Source organism: Ascidiimonas meishanensis (assembly GCF_037782385.1).
Classification (GTDB): Bacteria; Bacteroidota; Bacteroidia; order Flavobacteriales; family Flavobacteriaceae; genus Ascidiimonas; species Ascidiimonas meishanensis.
Map to the genome: position 1 here is coordinate 140,809 of NZ_JBBEXD010000006.1, position 19,839 is coordinate 160,647.

Annotated in this window: 2 protein-coding genes; both read left to right on the top strand. The window is 33.3% G+C overall.

What is annotated here, in order from left to right:
* Positions 1-24 precede the first annotated feature (24 nt).
* Complete coding sequence (locus WBG07_RS12800) at positions 25-15,195, top strand: SDR family NAD(P)-dependent oxidoreductase (protein ID WP_340201867.1); 15,171 nt, start codon at positions 25-27, stop codon at positions 15,193-15,195.
* On the top strand, positions 15,188-19,834 hold the full coding sequence (locus tag WBG07_RS12805) for a beta-ketoacyl synthase N-terminal-like domain-containing protein (protein ID WP_340201869.1): 4,647 nt from the start codon (positions 15,188-15,190) through the stop codon (positions 19,832-19,834). Before WBG07_RS12800 ends, WBG07_RS12805 begins: the two co-directional genes overlap by 8 nt.
* Positions 19,835-19,839 lie beyond the last annotated feature (5 nt).

Below are 19,839 nucleotides of genomic sequence, written 5' to 3' on the forward strand. Positions count from 1 at the left end.
TAATCGCTAGATGAATCATTAGGTATGAGCAAAAATAGTATTGCAATAATTGGTATAGGATGTCGCTTTCCTGATGCAAAAGATGAATACGAATTTTTTGATAATATATGCAAAGGAGTCAATTCAGTAAAAGAAGTAACTCCTAATCGTTGGGATATTAACAAAGTATTTAACACCGATATAAAGAATAGGAATAAAAGTATTTCTAAATGGTGTGCGATGTTAGAAGACATAGAAGGTTTTGACAATCGCTTCTTCAATCTATCTCCAAAGGAGGTTTTCCAAATGGATCCTGAACAACGCATTCTATTGGAATGTGCTTATCATAGTATTGAAAATGCGGGATTACCTTTTAAAAAACTAAAAGAAGAAAAAACGTCTGTATTTATTGGAGCCTATGCTCAGGATTTCTTGCATAGCTCTACAGTAAACCATGCTGAGGTAAATAGTTACTCCGGAATAGGAACTTTTAAATGCATGCACGCTAATCGTATTTCACATGTTTTTGGACTTACGGGGAAAAGTTTAACTATTGATACTGCATGTGCCTCATCAATGGTTGCAATTCATGAAGCGTGCCAATCTTTAATAAGTAAGGAAAGTGAGTTTTCAATTGCAGGCGGTGTTGGACTGGCATATTCTCCATGGCATCATATGGTATTTTCTGAAGCAAGAATGTTAAGTCCTGATGGGCAGTGCAAAACTTTTGATAAAGACGCTAATGGTTTTGTTCCAGGTGAAGGAGCCGGTTTATTAATATTGCAACGATTAGAGGATGCAATTTTAGAAAATAACCAGATCTATGGAGTCATAAAAGGATCTGCCGTTAATCACGTAGGCAGTACAAGATCAATTACCGCACCCGATGCAAAGATTCAAGCAGGTTTAATAAATAGCGTATATCAAAAAGCAAATGTAAAGACAGATACCATTTCTTTTATAGAAGCGCATGGTACAGGAACTTCTTTAGGAGATCCTATAGAAGTTGAAGCCTTGACTACTGCTTTTCGAAAAGATACAGAAACCACTCAATTTTGTCATATAGGTTCCGTAAAGACCAATATAGGGCATCTAGAAGCAGCTTCGGGTATTGCAGGAATCATTAAGGTGTTGATGATGATGCGGTATCAAAAAATTCCTCCTTCTATTAATATCAATACCGTAAATCCCTTAATAGATTTTGAAAATTCTCCTTTTAAAATTTCAGATAGTTTGCAAAACTGGGAATCAGGAAGTAATTATAATTTGCGAAGAGCCGGAGTTACTTCACTAGGTATGGGCGGTGTAAATTCACATTTACTTATTGAAGAGTTTCCAAATAAAAATAACAATGACGGAGGGCAAGATAGAGATCATGTTTTTATGTTATCTGCTAAAACCGAAAATAGTCTCATAGGGATTTTAAACAAATGGGATGAATTTATCAAAAAGCCAGATATAGCAACGTATACTTTAGATGATATTTGTGCAACATTAGCACAAAGAGAACATTATAAGTTTCGATTTGGAGTAGTATTATCTAATGAACAACAGTTAGTTGAAGCTATTAAACACCGCAAAGAATTACAGCTTCCTGAAGAATATCAAAAGATTGCCCTTAAGATTAGTGAATTCAGTTGGAATGGTTATGATGAAATTAAGCCACTCTGTGATAAATTCCCGCAGCTGAAGGAAAAAATTGCCAGCTTCAAAAATTATTTCACTAATTTTTTAGGAATTAATACTTTTTCATTCCAGTTTGAGCAAAAAAAATGGAAAAAAAATAAAAAAATATTCTCCTTTATTACCGCATATTCATATTTGAAACTGCTCGAAGAATGGGGCTTTTATCCTGATATAGTTACTGCTGATAAAGATGGAGTTTACCTAGCTGCTGTCTACAGCGGAATGATTTCTGTAAAAGATGCTTTACTCTTATTAAAAAATAAAAAGCAACTAGAAAGATTAAATATGCAGCGGCCACGAATCTCTTTTCTTGATCAATCTTCAGATCAAATTATTATGCCATATGCATATTCTGTAGATTTTGTCAAAAGACTAATTCAGGTACAAAAATTAGATGCATCAACGGTCAATTTATTATTAAATAAAGCCGTAACCCTTATAGAAAATCAGTATACGTTTAAAAAATTTATAGAAGAATGGGATACTTATTTAGAGGCCTATAATCTTGATGTTAAAACCATGATATCATCTGCGGTTTCTTTAGATTGGGAAAACACCGTAACTACAAAAGAGCTTTTATTAACCATCCTAATAGCGAATAATTCTATCAATAGGCTGAATGATAGATGGAAATTAAGCAATAAGTTTAAAATAAATAATAAGGAGTATGAACAGCTATTATTTCTCATCAAATCTGGATCAATCTCCAAAGAAAATTTAATAAATATTTGTCTTAGTGACGATGCAAACTGGTCTGAAATTGCAGCGAGCATATCTAAAAAACAGGAAAAAGAAAATTTTGAAGGAGTCAAACAACATTTTAGTAAGAATTACTTTCCAGAGATAAAAAATCCATTAGAATGGATACATACATATGCACAAGAAATTACACATGTAGACTGGCCTGTTGATAAGGTGTCAATTATTGATTTTAATCAAAATGGAAATTTAGATAGTATACACACAGTAATTCAACCCCCTAGTTGCAAAAAAGAGGTCTATGCAGATATATTAAAACTATATATGCTTGGGATTAATATGCGTTGGGAAAAAGTTTATGATAGTAAGTTTAATAAGTTAGCATTACCAACCTATTTTTTTGAGAGAAAGAAATTCCCTATTAATAAATCTCAAGATTTCTCTTCAATAGCTGCTGATCAAACACAAATTAGCACTTCTTTAAATAACGACAATGGCTTGGTCTATTGTCCTGATTGGGAAATAAGTACTGACATTAATACTTTTCAGGGGAATAAAAATGTTTTGGTCTTAAGTAAAGAAAAAGACATTTTAAAACAAGCAGAATTATATTTTGAAGATTCTTTAAAGACAGATAATAGTACTAGTTTAATTAAGCTAACATATAAAGAATTATTAGATTATTCGTTTTTGGAAAGTGAGATTCCCGATCAGATACTAATAATATCGAGTAATAAAAATAATAGTCAATCTTTAGATAATGTTCTAGACCAAAGTATTAAAACAGCTTTTGAAATCCTAAATGAGTTCGTACTTAACAAAAGTAAAAAACCTGTTGAAATACTATTTATTGTGCCTTCAAAGAATACTAAGGATACTCCATTTTACACGGCATTAAGTGCTTTTGGAAAAACAATAAATTTAGAAAATCCAAAATTATTTGTTAGAACTGTTTGTATAGAACAAGAAAATATCCAACAAGAAGTATTCGCATGTATATGGAAAGAATTACAGTATCACATAGGTTTTAAGCATTCCGTTGTATATCGAAATCAAATTAGATATAATCGCAAAAGAGTAATCAAGAAATTAACAGCATCCTCTATTTCTTTAAATAACGGCACTTATTTGATTACTGGCGGGTTTGGAGGATTAGGTTTGTTACTGGCTCAAAACTTTTTCCCTAAAAAATCATCAATTAATGTAATATTAGTGGGTAGGTCTTTATTAGCAAAAGATCAAGAAGAGTTCCTTCAAACGCTTACTAGTAATTTGCTAAATGTAACTTATAAAAGAGCAGATATAAGTGATGAAAAAGAAGTAGCACAACTACTTCATAATATTAGAAAAGAATTTGGTCTTTTAAGAGGTGTTTTTCATGGAGCAGGAGTTTTACAAGATTCTTTTTTTACACAAAAGAGGGTACAAGATATACAGAAAGTTCTGGAACCAAAGGTACAAGGAACTATATACCTTGATAAATATACTAAAGAGGATACTTTAGACTTCTTTGTCTGTTTTTCTTCTGTAGTAGCCGAATTTGGTAATTCAGGACAATGTGACTATGCATATGCCAATAGTTTTATGGATAATTTCATAATACAACGAGAACAATTAGAAAAAGAAGGAAAGCGAAGGGGTAAAAGTTATTCTATAAACTGGCCTCTATGGGAGCAAGGGGGTATGAAAGTAATTGGTCAAGGGTCAATTTTTAACGATAAGACCGGCTTAAAAGCAATGCCAACAAAAGAGGGTGTTCAAATTCTAGAAACAATTTTACAACAACCATCAGGTCAGTATATGTACTGCTATGGAGATGTTGAAAAAATAAAGGATTTTATAGAAAAAGAAGAAGAGCCATCAAAAAGTAACTTTCCTATAGCAAAAGAAATAGAAAATATCTCGATAGAACAGGTAAAGCAAGTGTTAACAGAAATTTTTTCTGAGATATTAGAACTATCAATAGAAGAGCTAGAAGATCATACAAACTTTGAAGAATATGGTATAGATTCTATAATGATAAACCAATTTAATATCCGTTTGGAAAAGAAAATAGGACAAGTATCAAAAACACTTCTTTACGAATACCATACGATTAACGAACTCTCAGAATATCTCTTTAATGAAAATAAGAACGCTTTTCAATATTTATTAAAAGAGCCATCTCAGAATACAAAGAACAAAGAGGGGGCCGTAAAGGAAAAAGAATTTGAAGTAAATAAAATATTTACACAAGAAGAACAGAGTGATGATCGTACTACAAAAAATGTACAATCTGATATTGCTATTATAGGTGTAAGCGGGCGATATCCAAAAGCTCCAAACCTTGATATATTTTGGAAGAATTTAGAAGAAGGAAAAGATTGTGTAATTGAAATTCCAAAAGAGCGTTGGGATTTTGAAAAAGAATATGAAGCATCAGAAGGGAAATCCTATTGCGCTTGGGGTGGTTTTTTAGAAGACGCAGATAAATTTGATCCTTTATTTTTTCGAATCTCTCCTAATGAAGCAGAGTTAATGGATCCCCAGGAAAGGATATTTCTAGAAACTGCTTGGCATACTATTGAAGATGCGAAATATACGCCAGAACAATTATCAGGTAAAAATGAAGATGGGAGTATAAAAAAGGTAGGGGTTTTTGCCGGAGTTACTACGCTTACTCATTCTTTATGGGGTCCAGAAGCCTGGAGACAAGGTAATAGGTCTGTACCCAAAGATTTACCTTGGTCCATAGCTAATAGAGTCTCCTATACGTTAGGTTTTGAGGGACCTAGTATGGCAGTAGATACGGCATGTGCTTCTTCTTTAACAGCAATACATCTTGCATGTGAAAGTATTAAAAATAGGGAATGTACAACTGCTATTGCAGGAGGCGTTAATCTATATCTTCATCCTTCTAAATATGAATGGCTTTGCCATATGAATATGCTTTCTAAAAAAGGAAGATGCCACACTTTTGGAGATCAGGCAGATGGCTTTGTTCCTGGTGAAGGGGTAGGTGCTATCCTCTTAAAACCGCTAGAAGAAGCTAAAAGAGATGGAGACTATATTTATGCGGTAATTAAAGGCACTTCTGTCAATCATGGAGGTCATACACACGGGTATACCGTGCCTAACCCGAATGCCCAAACGGATTTAATCGTAGAAGCAATAAAAAAAGCAAAAATTGATCCCTCAGAAATCACTTATTTTGAAGCTCATGGTACAGGAACATCTTTAGGAGATCCAATTGAAATATCAGGATTAGACAATGCATTAAAAACAGCTTTAGGTAAAACCAATTATCAGGAAGGAAAAAAATATGCTACTGTAGGTTCTGTGAAATCTAATATAGGGCATTTAGAAGCTGCTGCAGGAATAGCTGGAGTAACAAAGATTTTATTGCAAATGAAGCATAAAACTTTAGTTCCCTCCATACACAGTCAAAACCTAAACCCTAAAATTGATTTTGAAGGCTCTTGCTATACCGTTCAAAAAGAAAAAACTCCTTGGAATACAGAAAAAGCGGTAGCAGGTATTAGTTCATTTGGTGCAGGTGGTGCAAATGCACATGCTATTTTATGCGAGTATAAGAATTTCGCCCTAACACCAAGAGAGCATGGTTACCCGCTGTTATTTATCATGTCTGCTAAAAATAAAGAGCAACTTATAGTCTATATAAAATCTATGATTGAGTTTGTTAAAAACTCATCAGATTCACTGGTAGATATTATTTACTCACTGCAGGTATCCAGAACGGACATGGAAGAGCGTATTGCTTTTATGACTAATGATAAAGATAGCTTGGTAAGACAATTATCTTTATTTGTTGAACAGGATAGTAATGCGCCTAAAAGTAATCATATCAAAACAGGCGTTGGCTTAAAAGATATTCTATACACTAAAGAAGCATTAAATACAGCTCTAAGCAATAAAGATTGGAAACAAATAGCTTATTTCTGGCTACATGGAGTAAAAATAAATTGGGGAGAATTAGTTGTTACAACAGGCAATAGAATCAGATTACCACTATATCCGTTTTCAAGAGAACGTTACTGGTTTAAGGATCAAATTTCATCCGTATTAGATACAAAAACGGTTGTCAAAGAAGACAGAATACATCCATTAATTCATTCTAATGTTTCTGAGCCTACAATTGTGAAATTTGAAAGTGAATTGCTTAGTGCAGAATTTTATTTAGATGATCATTTCGTTATAAACCAACCTATTCTTCCGGCAGTTGCATATATAGAAATGGCAAGAGTTGCGGTAGCGCAAGCAACTGGGAAGAAAGTAGTTAAAATTAATAATAATGCTTGGCCTAATCCCATTATTGGAAATAAAGAGAGAATTAAAGTAGAAACTGTCTTAAAAGAAACGCCTAAAGGATGGGGTTATGAGATCAGTGCAAACGGAAAAATATGTGGACAAGGTATAGTAGTACTGCAAAATGAAGATGAAAAATCAGTCTCAGAAGTTATAGATACAGCCTCTATTAAAAGTCGTTGTAAGGATTCAGTAGCGCCTTCCGATTTTTATCAGAAAATAATCCATAAAGGACTTAAACTAGGAAAAAGCTTTCAACTGCTACAAGAAATTAATTTTGGGGAGGTAGAGGCTTTATCTTATATAGAATTATCAAAACATTTAGAGCACGAATATGAAGCGTATTGTTTGCATCCAGCCCTTATGGATTCAGCCTTACAAACATTATTGGGGCTTTTAGATAGACATGGTTTATTAAAGACACTTAATATTCCATTCAGTATAAATCAAGTAGAAATCTTATCTCCAAGCATACCAAAAAAATGCATTACCTATGTAAAAATGGTACATGGAGCCGTAAGTTCTCTCAAAAAATTTCAAATCACACTATTAGATTTAGAAGGTAATGTATTGGTTAAAATAAAGGATCTTATTCCGCGGCCTTTTATAAAACCTCCAATGGAGACACCAAATTTTCATACCAACCTCCTTTTAACTCCGGTTTGGCAAGAAACAAGTGTGGCTGTTATAAACAGTCCGGCTCCCAAAAGAGTGTTGCTGTTTGATGAGAGTATTCAATTAAAACAAGAATTGCTAAGCCATCTGAACAACTCTTATATAGGAGAAACAAAGATTGTACTAGTAAAAAAGGGAACAGATTTTAAACGCACTGATGCCTATAATTATATCATAAATCATAAAAACCCTGATGATTATGGTAGACTAATTGATCATTTGAAATCAGATGACCTAATACCTGAGAAAATTGTTCATTGTTGGTCTAATCAATCGCCAGATTGTGATTTAGCTTTGAGTAATGGTTTTTACCCAGCATTATTTTTATTACAAAACATATTGGTCTTTAACCGTAAAAAAAGAATTAAATGGATATGGGTTTATGAGTCAACGAGCAAAGAATCAAATCCTTATGGCGCTGCTTTTTATGGATTGTCTAAAGCAATATCTAAAGAGTACTCAAATCAACATTTCAAAACCCTTGGTATTGATAACCATACAAAACGAGGTGCTGTTATTGCTGCCGAACTTAGAAATGAAGAAAAAGAAGTATGGGATGTGCGTTATGCTAATCACCAAAGATTGGAAAGAAAATGGGAGCAAATGGATACCTCCCTTTTGGTTTCATCGCAAATCAACTTAAAAAATAATGGAATAATATTAATTACGGGTGGTGCTGGCGCTATTGGTCTGAAGGTTGCTGAATGGATAGCTAATGAAAACTCAAATCATATAGTATTGTTAGGAAGGTCTATTCTCAGTAAAGAAAAACAAGACCAGATAGCTTTTATGAATGCTAAAAATTCTTCATTCATAGAATATATTCAAACAGATGTGAGTGATAAAAAGCAGATAGAGGAAGTATTTAAAAGCTTAAAACAGACATCTAAAATACAAGGTGTTATACACTCAGCAGGCGTACTGCGGGACGCTTATCTCCCTAATAAAGAACAAGCGGATTGTGAATCAGTTTTTGAAACCAAAATAAAAGGATTAAATGTTCTGGATGAAATACTTGCCAGTGAACCGTTAGAATTTTTTCTTTTATTTTCTGCGGCCGCTGCTATTTTAGGAAATGCCGGACAATCAGATTATGCTTATGCCAATTCATATATGGATGCTTTTGCAACAAGACGAAATGGCGAAGTAGCAAATGGAACTCGTTTCGGAAAAACAACCACTATAAATTGGTCATTGTGGGAAAATGGTGGGATGGGGTTAGAAGAGAACACCATAGCACTTATGGAGCGAACTCTTGGAATTACTCCAATGTCTGATCATTCTGCAAAAAGGATAGTAGCATATGCATTAACTACTGATAAAGATCAAATAGCATATATAGAGGGGTATACTGCAAAACTCTCTAAATATATAGAGTTGGCAGCACCTATTCCTGTAAATGAGAAACAGGAAATTACCAAACAAGAAGTAGAGATTGAAAAAGTACATAAATCTATGTCAGAGCAAGAAACAATAACACCAGATCCAGATGAAATAAACAATCTTTTTCAGCAAGCGTTGCTATCCTTGGTTTCTTCCATCATTAAACTTGATGTTGAAAAAATAAATATCAAAAATGAATTTTCAGCTTATGGATTCGATTCGGTGTCATTTACCAAATTAACCAACCAACTTAATGAGACTTTTGATTTGGATATTACTCCTGCTGTATTTTTTGAATATCAAACTATAGCATCATTAGTAGAACATGTTATGGAGGAACATGAGGAAACTTTAAACAAATTTTATAAGAAGAAGCTTGAAATACCAAATCTGGAAGCTAAAGAAAATTCAATTTTATCATCAACATCAAACGAAACTATTAATTACGATAAATTTCTGCAAGAAACCCTTATAAAACAGGTGTCTACCATTTTAAAATTGGATGAAAATCGTATTAATGTAAAATCTAGTTTAAGTGATTATGGTTTTGATTCTATCAAATTCACAGAACTGGCTAACGAACTTAATAATACTTTTAGTTTAGACCTTACACCTGCAATATTCTTTGAATATGCTTCAATTATAGAAGTTCAACAGCACCTAATAGAAGAATATAAAGATTTATTGCGTAGCTATTTTGTAGCAAATAACACTGATAAAACAATTTCAGAAGAAAAAATAAAAATAAATGGTAGCGCGCCATCAATTTCAAATATTCCAGTTGCTACCAAAATCTCCAACCCTTCATTTACAGAACAAAACAGAATTGATGAGGTAGATAAAGACGCTATTGCTATAATTGGAATGGCCGCTAAATTACCACAATCTAGTAGTTTGGATGAGTTTTGGGAAAATATTTTAAATGAAAAAGATCTAATTACAGAAATACCAAAAAGCAGATGGGATTGGGAGAAATATTATGGAGATCCGCAAAAAGAACCTAACAAAACCAATATAAAATGGGGAGGATTTATTAAAGAAGATGCTGGTTGGTTTGACGCAAGTTTTTTTGGGATTTCACCAAGAGAAGCAGCACTTATGGATCCTCAGCAAAGATATTTTTTACAGATTGTTTATCAAACTATAGAAGATGCAGGTTATAAACCATCGGATTTAGTAGATAGTAAAACAGGAATGTATGTAGGAGTCTCTGCGCATGATTATTATGATTTAATGCAGGAACAAAAGCTAGATATAGAGGCATATACTACCACCGGTTACTTTCACTCAATCTTAGCGAATCGCGTTTCTTATTTGTTAAACCTTCAAGGGCCTAGTTTTCCTATAGATACTGCCTGTTCTAGTTCTTTAGTGGCCATAAGGTCTGCGATAGAATCCATTCGAACAGGAGGTTGTGAGATGGCAGTAGTAGGAGCTGTGAGTTTGTTATTAAGTCCCACAATTTTTATTTCTTTCAACAGAGCTGGGATGCTCAGTCAAGATGGTAGATGCAAAACTTTTGATGAAAGTGCAAATGGATATGTAAGAGGAGAAGGAATAGGAGCCGTTCTTTTAAAGCCGCTTCACAAAGCTATTGCAGATAGAGACAACATTCAAGGTATTATAAGAGGAAGTTCTGTAAATCACGGCGGAAAAGTCAATACAATGACATCCCCTAACCCCAATGCGCAATCTGAACTTATTAAGATGGCATTTAAAGAAGGTAATATAGACCCATCTACTGTTTCTTATATGGAGGCTCATGGTACGGGCACTAGTTTAGGAGACCCTATTGAAGTTAATGGATTAAAGAAGGCATTTAAAGATTTATATAAGGAGAAGGGGATTTCTTTACCAAAAAACCCTACCTGTGGTATAGGGTCTGTTAAAACAAATATAGGGCATTTAGAAACTTGTGCTGGTTTGGCAGGAATATTTAAAGCTCTTTTGGCAATGAAGCATGAAAAACTGCCAGGAACATTACATATTAATACTATAAATCCTTATCTAAAGCTGGAGGGAAGCCCTTTTTATATCGTTCAAAAAACACAAGACTGGGAGCGGTTAAAAGATGAAAATAATAACGATATACCACGAAGAGCAGGTGTGAGTTCATTTGGTTTTGGTGGTACTAACGCTCATGTTTTATTAGAAGAATTTAACTGGAAGGATGATCAAAGAACTACAAAGACCTTAGAACCTACACTTTTTGTTTTATCTGCCAAGACAAAAGAACAGTTGCGAGTTTATGTGAGGGATTATATTGATTTTCTAGAGAAAAGAAAAAAATCAACGCAACCACTAGATGAAGCATCTACTGCTGCTTTTAATAAAAATATACGTGAAAAAATAGCTAAATATATTGGAGTTGTAGCAGACGATATTAATCCCGATGATACCTTAGAAGATCTTGGAATAGATCTAATACATTTTGAATATTTAATTAATGATCTCAAAAAAAATGAGAATATGGTTATTGATAATAGTATTCTAGACAATACTATTTCCATAAAAAAGCTTACAATTCAAATTTCTGATAAATTATCGCAAAAAGAAATAACTAAAGATGTAACCCCTTCATTAAACGAAATAACCTACACTTTACAGGTAGGTAGAGCTGAGCTAGATGAAAGACTAGCCATTATAACGAGTACAGATGACGAATTACTAGCATCGTTATATGCCTATTCAAGTAAAGATCCACAGAGTTCTGTATATGAAGGTTCTGTAGATATGGATCTTCCCACTATGTTTTCCGATAAAGAGTTAGAAGAAATAACGCTGCTTACAGAGGAAAAGAGATTAGAAGAATTGGCACGTTTTTGGGTAAGGGGAGCTTCTATTGACTGGACTAAATTATATAAAACTAAAAAACCAATAAAAGTATCTATTCCAACATATCCATTTGCTAAGATACGTCATTGGTTACCTACTCCTAAAAAGAAAGAACAGCCATTGCCATCAACGAGTTCTCATCCACTTTTAAACCGTTTGGTAACAGAAGATTCTTTAAAAGATGGGTTGGTTTTTGAAACAATCTTGAAAAAGTCAGATGCTATAGTAATGGATCATCACGTTGCTGGTAATCCTGTATTGCCAGGGGTTGCTTATCTTGAAATGGCGCGAGCAGCTTTAAATTATCTTGGAGAAGAAAAGAAGTATTTAGTTACAAATGTGGTATGGTTAAAGACGCTTAAATTAGCAGAGGACACTAAAGTTTATATTAAATTAAACAAACAAAAAGGCGTGTATGCTTTTGAAATATACACATTACACTCCAACCAAAATATAGTATACTGCCAAGGAAATTTCGTTGATCAAAAGAAAAGTGTTTCTCAACATTTTAATGTTGAAGCTATAAAAGTAAAGGCCTCAAAAAAATTAGAACAATCTAAAGTGTACGATGAATTTGAACGAATTCATTTGCAATATGGAAATTATTACAGAGGTATAAAAGAAGTTTTAATAGGTAAAAAAGAAGCCTTAGCCAGTATAGATGTCGCAGCAATTGATATGCAAGAAATCAATACATTGGTTTGGCATCCAACGGTAATGGATGCCGCTTTACAAACCATAGCTACTTTGGAGATGCCCTATCAAATACCAAAAACAAGGCTTCCTTATTATGTTGAAAAAATAGAACATTATAAAAGTCTTGATAATGTAGCTTACGTTTATGTAAGAACTGATGATTCTGATAAGTTTGAGGTACACTTGCTGAATCTACAAGGGAAATCGGTTTTATATCTCTTAGGTGTTCGGATTAGAAAATTAGAAGAAAACACAGATTTAAGTAAATTCTTCTACACACCTCAGTGGTTCAAAGCTCCATTAAAAAAAGATTTTGCAGCAAATATCTCATCTAAAAACACCTTGATAGTATATGCTGAACATGAAGAATTCATTGCGAAAGAGCTGCTAGGAAAACTTAGAAAACAGACTCCTTTTTTGATTAAAATTGGAACCAAAAACCAAAGAATAAATACCAATCATCAAGAAGTAAATTATAATACTCCAGAAGCATTAAATGACTTTTTACAACATATTTCAAATTTAGGTGAAGTGTATTTTTTAGGGAAAAGCAGGTCTAAAGATTTGATGGCTACTTCTTCAGGGGAATTTATACAACAACAAGAAGAAGGTATCTATTTCTTTTTTAAACTAATTAAAGCCTTAGGTCAATTCAATCAAATACAAGAAATAAAACAGATTAAAATTTTAGTACACAATACGCAATCTGGAGTAGGTAATACAACAATAGATCCAGTAAATAGTGATTTAATTGGTTTTTCAAAAACACTAGCCAAAGAATATAAACATATAGGAGTGAGCTGTATAACCCTATGCGCAGCGCAAAGCGAATTAAATGCTTCAGAATTTTTAGCAGAGGTATGCAATCAGCTAATACTAGAACCACCACATAAAAAAGGAGAAGAAATTGTCTATTATCAAGGACATAGATTAATCAAAAAGATAAAAGAGATAACCTTAGAAAGTCCAGAACAATCCAAATTCAGACAAGGGGGAGTTTACCTTATTATTGGAGGTGTTGGAGGTATTGGCTTTGCTTTAAGTAAATATTTATCAGAAAAATACAAAGCAAAAATAGTACTTACAGGTCGTCGTCAACAAAATCAAGAAATAACAAGCAAAATTCAAGAAATAGAATCTTTGGGGGGTGAGGCTTTATACTCTGCGGCAGACATTAGTGATATAAAAAGTACTAAAGAAGTGATAGAGAAAGCGAAACACGCTTTTTCAACCATACATGGGATTATTCATTCTGCTATTATTTTGGAGGATAAGATTATAGAAAGAATGGAAACGGATGATTTACAAAAGGTATTGGCTCCAAAAGGTATAGGTAGTTTTAATCTATTCAAAGCAATTGAAAATGAGATACTTGATTTTGTATTGTTCTTTTCATCGGTCCAATCATTCACAGGATCTTTAGGTCAAAGCAGTTATGCAGCAGCCAGTACTCTAAAAGATAGTATAGGAATGGCAATAGGTCAATATCCCACTATGAATGCAAAAATAATTAATTGGGGATACTGGGGTAGTGTAGGTATAGTGTCAGGAGAAAAATACAAAAATAGTATAAAGGCTCAGGGTTATGAATCTATTCAAGTAACCCAAGGCATAGAGGCTATTGAACGTGCACTGGCTTCTACTTATAAACAGATTATTGCTATAAAATCTAATGATAAGGTTTTGCAGGAAATTGGTTTAGTTACAACTAATGATTCTTGGAAACAAAATCATCTCCAGGTTAAATCAATTCAAGAATTGCTTCCCGAAGTATCCCTTATGCCTCAGGCAATAGCATTTGATAAGGGGTTGCGAAACCTTGAAAAATATGGATGGTTTTTACTCTTGAAAACATTTCAGAAAATGGGTGTTTTTAAACAGGCCGGAGAAAAATATTTCATTAAGGACTTAATAGCGGGATTACAAGTTCAAGATGAATATAAGAATTTGTTTCTTAATGTATTGAAAATGTTGAATCGTGCAAAATTTATAAAAGCAAATAAGGATCAGCTAATAACCACCAAACAAATTGATAATCCATCTGTAAAGAAAATTTTAGTAGCACTAGAATCTAAGGAAGAAGAATTTATTAGACAATTTCCTTTTTTGAAACCCTTTATAAGGTTACAAACAACGTGTATAAAACATTATCCAGAAATATTAACCGGTAAAATGCTTGCCACTGATATTATTTTCCCTAATGCCAGTATGGATCTGGTAAAGGATGTCTACAAGAATAATCCACTGGCAGATTATAGTAATGAAAATGTGGGGAAGGCAATCAAAGTCTTCATAGAAGATAAGATACCTAGACTTAAAAAGAATGAAAAAATTAAAATTCTTGAAATAGGTGCAGGTACTGGGGGAACCACAGAAAATATATTAAAAGTGATACAAGAGTATCATCAATATATAACCTATGTATATTCAGATATATCACCGCGATTCTTAGCTTATGGAAAAGAAAATTATGAGCCTACATATTCGTTTTTAGAATTTAATCTATTAGATATAGAAAAACCAATAGAGTCTCAAGGGTTTGAGGAATCTGATTTTGATCTTATTATTGGGGCTAATGTCTTACACGCTACTAACGATATCCAATACACGCTAGGCAATGTTAATTTTTTACTCAAAAATAACGGTTGGTTAGTTCTTAATGAAGCTACTACATTAATGGAATTTCATTCTCTTGTCTTTGGTTTGCTAAAAGGATGGTGGTTGCATAAAAATGATTCTACTCGAATTACAGGCTCTCCACTATTAACGTTAAATTCTTGGAAAGATCATCTTCTAAAACAAGGTTTTGAAGAGCTTACAACTCTTGGAAAAGCCCCAAATGATCTTTATCTAGTGCATAATGTAATTATTGGTAAAAAATCAAATGCCATAATTAAAGAAAAGATAATCCATCAAAAAAACATGAGTCATGTCTAAGAATAGTGAAATTAAAAAAGTTATCATAGCCAAGACTGCACAAGTTCTCAGTCTAGACCCAAATACTATTTCATTAACTAAACCATTTTCAAGCTACGGATTAGATTCTATTATAGGAGTAGAATTAATAAGTAGAATTAATGAAGCTTTAGGTATTGTTCTTAAAACGATTATTATTTTTGATTATCCTTCCATAGAGCAACTTACCACATATATCACAGATAATTTTGCAGAAAAGATTCATACAGATGAACAACCTGTTCTCTCAGAAACCGTAGATCAAGATTCTTTAGTTACATCTGAAAATTTATTTGTTACGGAGCCTGTTGAATTTGAAGCAAAAGAAAGTACTAATACTACTCAATCTTTATTAGAAAGCGTTCAAGAGATAGTGCTGGAGAGTATATCTAAAACACTTACTATTTCTATAGAGGAGATATCTCTGAAGAAATCTTTTTCTTCTTATGGAATAGATTCTATTATAGGAGTAGAATTAATAAATCTTCTTAACAATAAATTAGGTATCATACTAAAGACCATAGTAATTTTTGACTATACAAATGTTACTAGTTTAGTTGATTTTATCGTAGCTAATTATGAAGATCAGTTGCATTTTTTATCAAACAATGAAAAAGCATTAGTACAAGAACCAACAATACAGTCAGAAATAACTGCTTTATTTGAAACAGAAGATGTATTAGAAGATGCTACAAGCGATTTTTTTTCTACGAATGTGGATTCTCAGAATGGTTTATTTGAAGATTACTTTGATAATTTAGATCAACAACATCCCGAAGAGCAAGAAAAATGGGATAATTTTTTGGATATTGATACCAATGAAATTCAAGAGAATGAAAAAGGTTTTCAAGCAGTTGTCATTAAAAAACCCGTAATTAATGGAGATATATCTGTAGCAAAAATAGAACCGGTAAATCCTGAACCTAATGAGGTACAGGTACTGGTTAAAGCTTTTCCTATAAATTTTTCAGACTTTCTTTTGTTAAAAGGGTTGTATCCTATTATGCCTGATTTCCCTTTTATCCCTGGGGTAGAGGTTTCTGGGGTAGTTCAAAAAATTGGTGCTGGAGTAACTCATGTAAAACCAGGAGACGAAATAATCGCACTTACTCGACCTGAGATGGGAGGTCAAGCTAGTATTGTTAATACAGATGCTAATTTTGTAGTTAAAAAACCTAGCAATATTAGTCATGTAGAAGCTGGAGGTATTGCAGTACCTTTTTTAAGTACGTATGTAGCCATAGAAAAGGCAACATTACAAAAAGGTGAAAAAATTCTAATTCAAACGGGAACAGGAAATAATGGGTTAATAGCCATACAACTGGCTATGCTCGTAGGGGCAGAAATTATTACCACTGTGAGCTCTAAAGAAAAAGAGACTTACCTTAGAAAACTTGGAGTAGCGCATATTATCAATCATGAAATTGAAGATTTTGAAGACCGCGTTAAGGCAATAACAAATAACCGAGGCGTTGATGTAGTTTTAAATACGGTAGCGGGAAAGGCGATCCAAAAAGGAATAAATCTTCTTGCTCCAAATGGGCGCTATGTAGAATTGGCGGTATTTGGTTTACAAACTAGCAAAGCCTTAAATCTTTCCAACCTTATTCATAACCAGACTTTTTATAGCTTAAACATTAAAAAATTCTTTTTAGATGCTCCTGAAAAAAGGCAAAAATATTTAAATATTTTGGCAACCTACCTTAAAGAAGATAAGGTTAAAGCCACTGTGCATAAAACGTATCCTTTTTCTAAAATCAAAGAAGCCTATCAAGAAAAAGAAAAAAGAGAAGTAATAGGGAGAATTATGGTGGAAATGCCGGAGATTTCTTTGGCAGATGAAACAAAGGTGCAAATACCAATATCTCAAGAATATCAAAAAAAGGATATCGCTATTATAGGGTACTCAGGCAGATTTCCAGATGCTGCCAATGCAGAAGAATTATGGAAAAACCTCTGTAATGAAAAGGATTCTATTATAGAAGTTCCAGAAGAAAGATGGAGTAATGAAGAATACTATGATCCGAATCCTGAAAATATGGAAAAAACCTATTGTAAGTGGGGAGGATTTATGAAAGATATTGACAAATTTGATGCTAACTTCTTTAATATTTCTCCCAAGGAAGCGATTCAAACAGATCCTCAACAAAGAATTTTTTTACAAGAAAGTTATAGAGCCATAGAACATGCGGGCTATGGAGAAACAAAAATGACTGGAAAACGCTGTGGGGTATTTGTAGGGGTAGGTCCGGGAGGATATCTCAAACGCATGGAAGAAGGAGGAGTTACAAAACAGGCTCAATCTTTTTGGGGGAATGAAACATCAGTGCTCGCAGCACGTATTTCATATTACCTCAATCTTAAAGGACCAAGTATAGCTATCAATACAGCATGTTCCTCATCACTCGTAGCAACTCATCTTGCTTGTTCTAGCATTTTGTCAGGAGAATCAGAAATGGCAATTGCCGGTGGGGTCTTTATTTCTATAGATCCCGACTATTATTTAGTAGCTAGCAACGGTAATATGTTATCTCCAGAAGGGAAATGTAAGACTTTTGATAATAGTGCTAATGGGTTTGGACCAGGAGAAGCCGTAGGGGCAATTGTATTAAAGCCTTACGATGCTGCTATAAGGGATGGTGATTATATTCATGGAGTTATTAAGGGTAGTAGTATCAATCAAGATGGAAAAACTAATGGGATTACAGCACCGAGTACTATATCACAAACAGCTGTAGAATTAGAAGCCTACAAGAATGCAGGTATCAATCCCGAAACCATTAGCTATATAGAAGCTCATGGCACTGGAACTAAGTTAGGAGATCCAATTGAAGTAGAAGCGTTAACTACCGCTTTCAAAAAATATACAGATAAGAAACAGTTTTGTAATATAGGCTCTATTAAAACGAATATTGGGCATACAGCCGCGGCTGCGGGTATTTCGGGTATTATAAAAATAATGCTCTCTTTTAAATACCAAACAATACCTGCATCAATTAATTTTCAAGAACCAAATAAATTAATTGATTTCCAAAATTCACCTTTTAAAGTCAATCAAAAATTAGCTAATTGGACTTCTCCACATTATCCGTTAAGAAGGGCAGCTATTAGTTCTTTTGGGTTTAGTGGTACTAATGCTCATATGGTTTTAGAAGAACCACCTGCTTATAAAAAGGAGACAAGAATGCTAAAACCCTACTATTTGATCCCATTGTCTGCAGAAAATGAAAAAGTGTTAGCACGCCTAAAAAAACAAGTATTAAAATGGCTTGAAAAAGAACCAGTATTTCACCTAGAAGATATTGCCTATACCTTCCAGCAAAGGCGAGAACATTTTAGTTGTAGAGAAATCTTTGTAGTAGAGAGTATACAAGAACTCGTGGAAAAGATAAATAAAGGTGAAGCACTACCTTCTATGGAACCTGTACAAATAGATTTGGAAGAGACCTACATAAAATTAAATACTTCATTAACCGATAAGTCCAATTATAAAAAGAACCTTGAATCCATTGCAGCGCATTATTTACAAGGAAAATATATCAATTGGGAATGCATATTAATAAATATAGAAAAGAAATATTGTACTGTTCCTTTACCTACCTATCCTTTTATTGGAGAGCGTTATTGGATAGAAGAAAATAAGGGTTCTACCCATAAAAAAGGGTTCGAAAATCAATTACACCCATTAGTCCACAAGAATATTTCTACTCTGGACGGATATAGGTTTGAAAGTACTTTTACTGGAAAAGAATTTTACCTAAAAAATCATATAGTAAACGGTCAACCTATGTTTCCGGGAGCCGCTTATATTGAAATGGGACTAATTGCTGCTAGACTAATTAATACTCAAAAAAATATTATTATCAAAGAGGTTAGTTGGATACGACCATTTACTGTGGAGGAGGTACGAAAATTATATGTTGATTTCAGTATTTCTACTCAAGATAGTTTTAAAATTCAGTTTGTTGATGAAGATAATTTGGTCTACGCTTCGTTGGAAGGAAATTATGTTTCTACTCAAGGAGAATTTAATAAAACATTACAATTGGAACAAGGCGTTCAATTGGAGGTAGATTTATTATATAAAAAGTTTACAACTTATGGTTTAGAATATGGAAAAGAATTTCGTTTGATCAAATCTATTTGGTTACAAGAGGATGAAGCAACTGCATTGATAGAAGTGAATGATCCATTGCAAAAAACATTAGATCCTTTTATTTTACATCCAGCTATACTTGATGCTGCATTCCAATCGCTTATTGCATTCTATGGCTTTGGAGATGAAGAATTAGATGGTCAATATCTTCCTTTTAGTATAGCAGAAATTAAAGTTTTCAAAGCACTATCTCCTTCGTGCTATCTACAAATTAGAAATGTGACCAATGAGAAAAAAGTGCTACAAGGAATCAAGTATTTTGACATTTTCTTAGTGAATGAAAATGAACAGTTATTAGTTGAAATCAAATCATTTGCAATCAAAAAAATCCGGAATATCAATAAGAGTAATCAGGAAGAACATCAATTAAGTGCTCAAGATATTTTTCAACAATTACAAGAGGGTCAAATTTCAGAAGAAGAGGCAGAAAAAGAATTAGATAAATTACTTATTTCTTCCACGTAAAGATT

Bases quoted from the DNA above. Each gene is read 5' to 3' on its own strand.
- WBG07_RS12805 (WP_340201869.1), top strand. From the start codon at position 15,188: ATGTCTAAGAATAGTGAAATTAAAAAAGTTATCATAGCCAAGACTGCA.
- WBG07_RS12800 (WP_340201867.1), top strand. From the start codon at position 25: ATGAGCAAAAATAGTATTGCAATAATTGGTATAGGATGTCGCTTTCCT.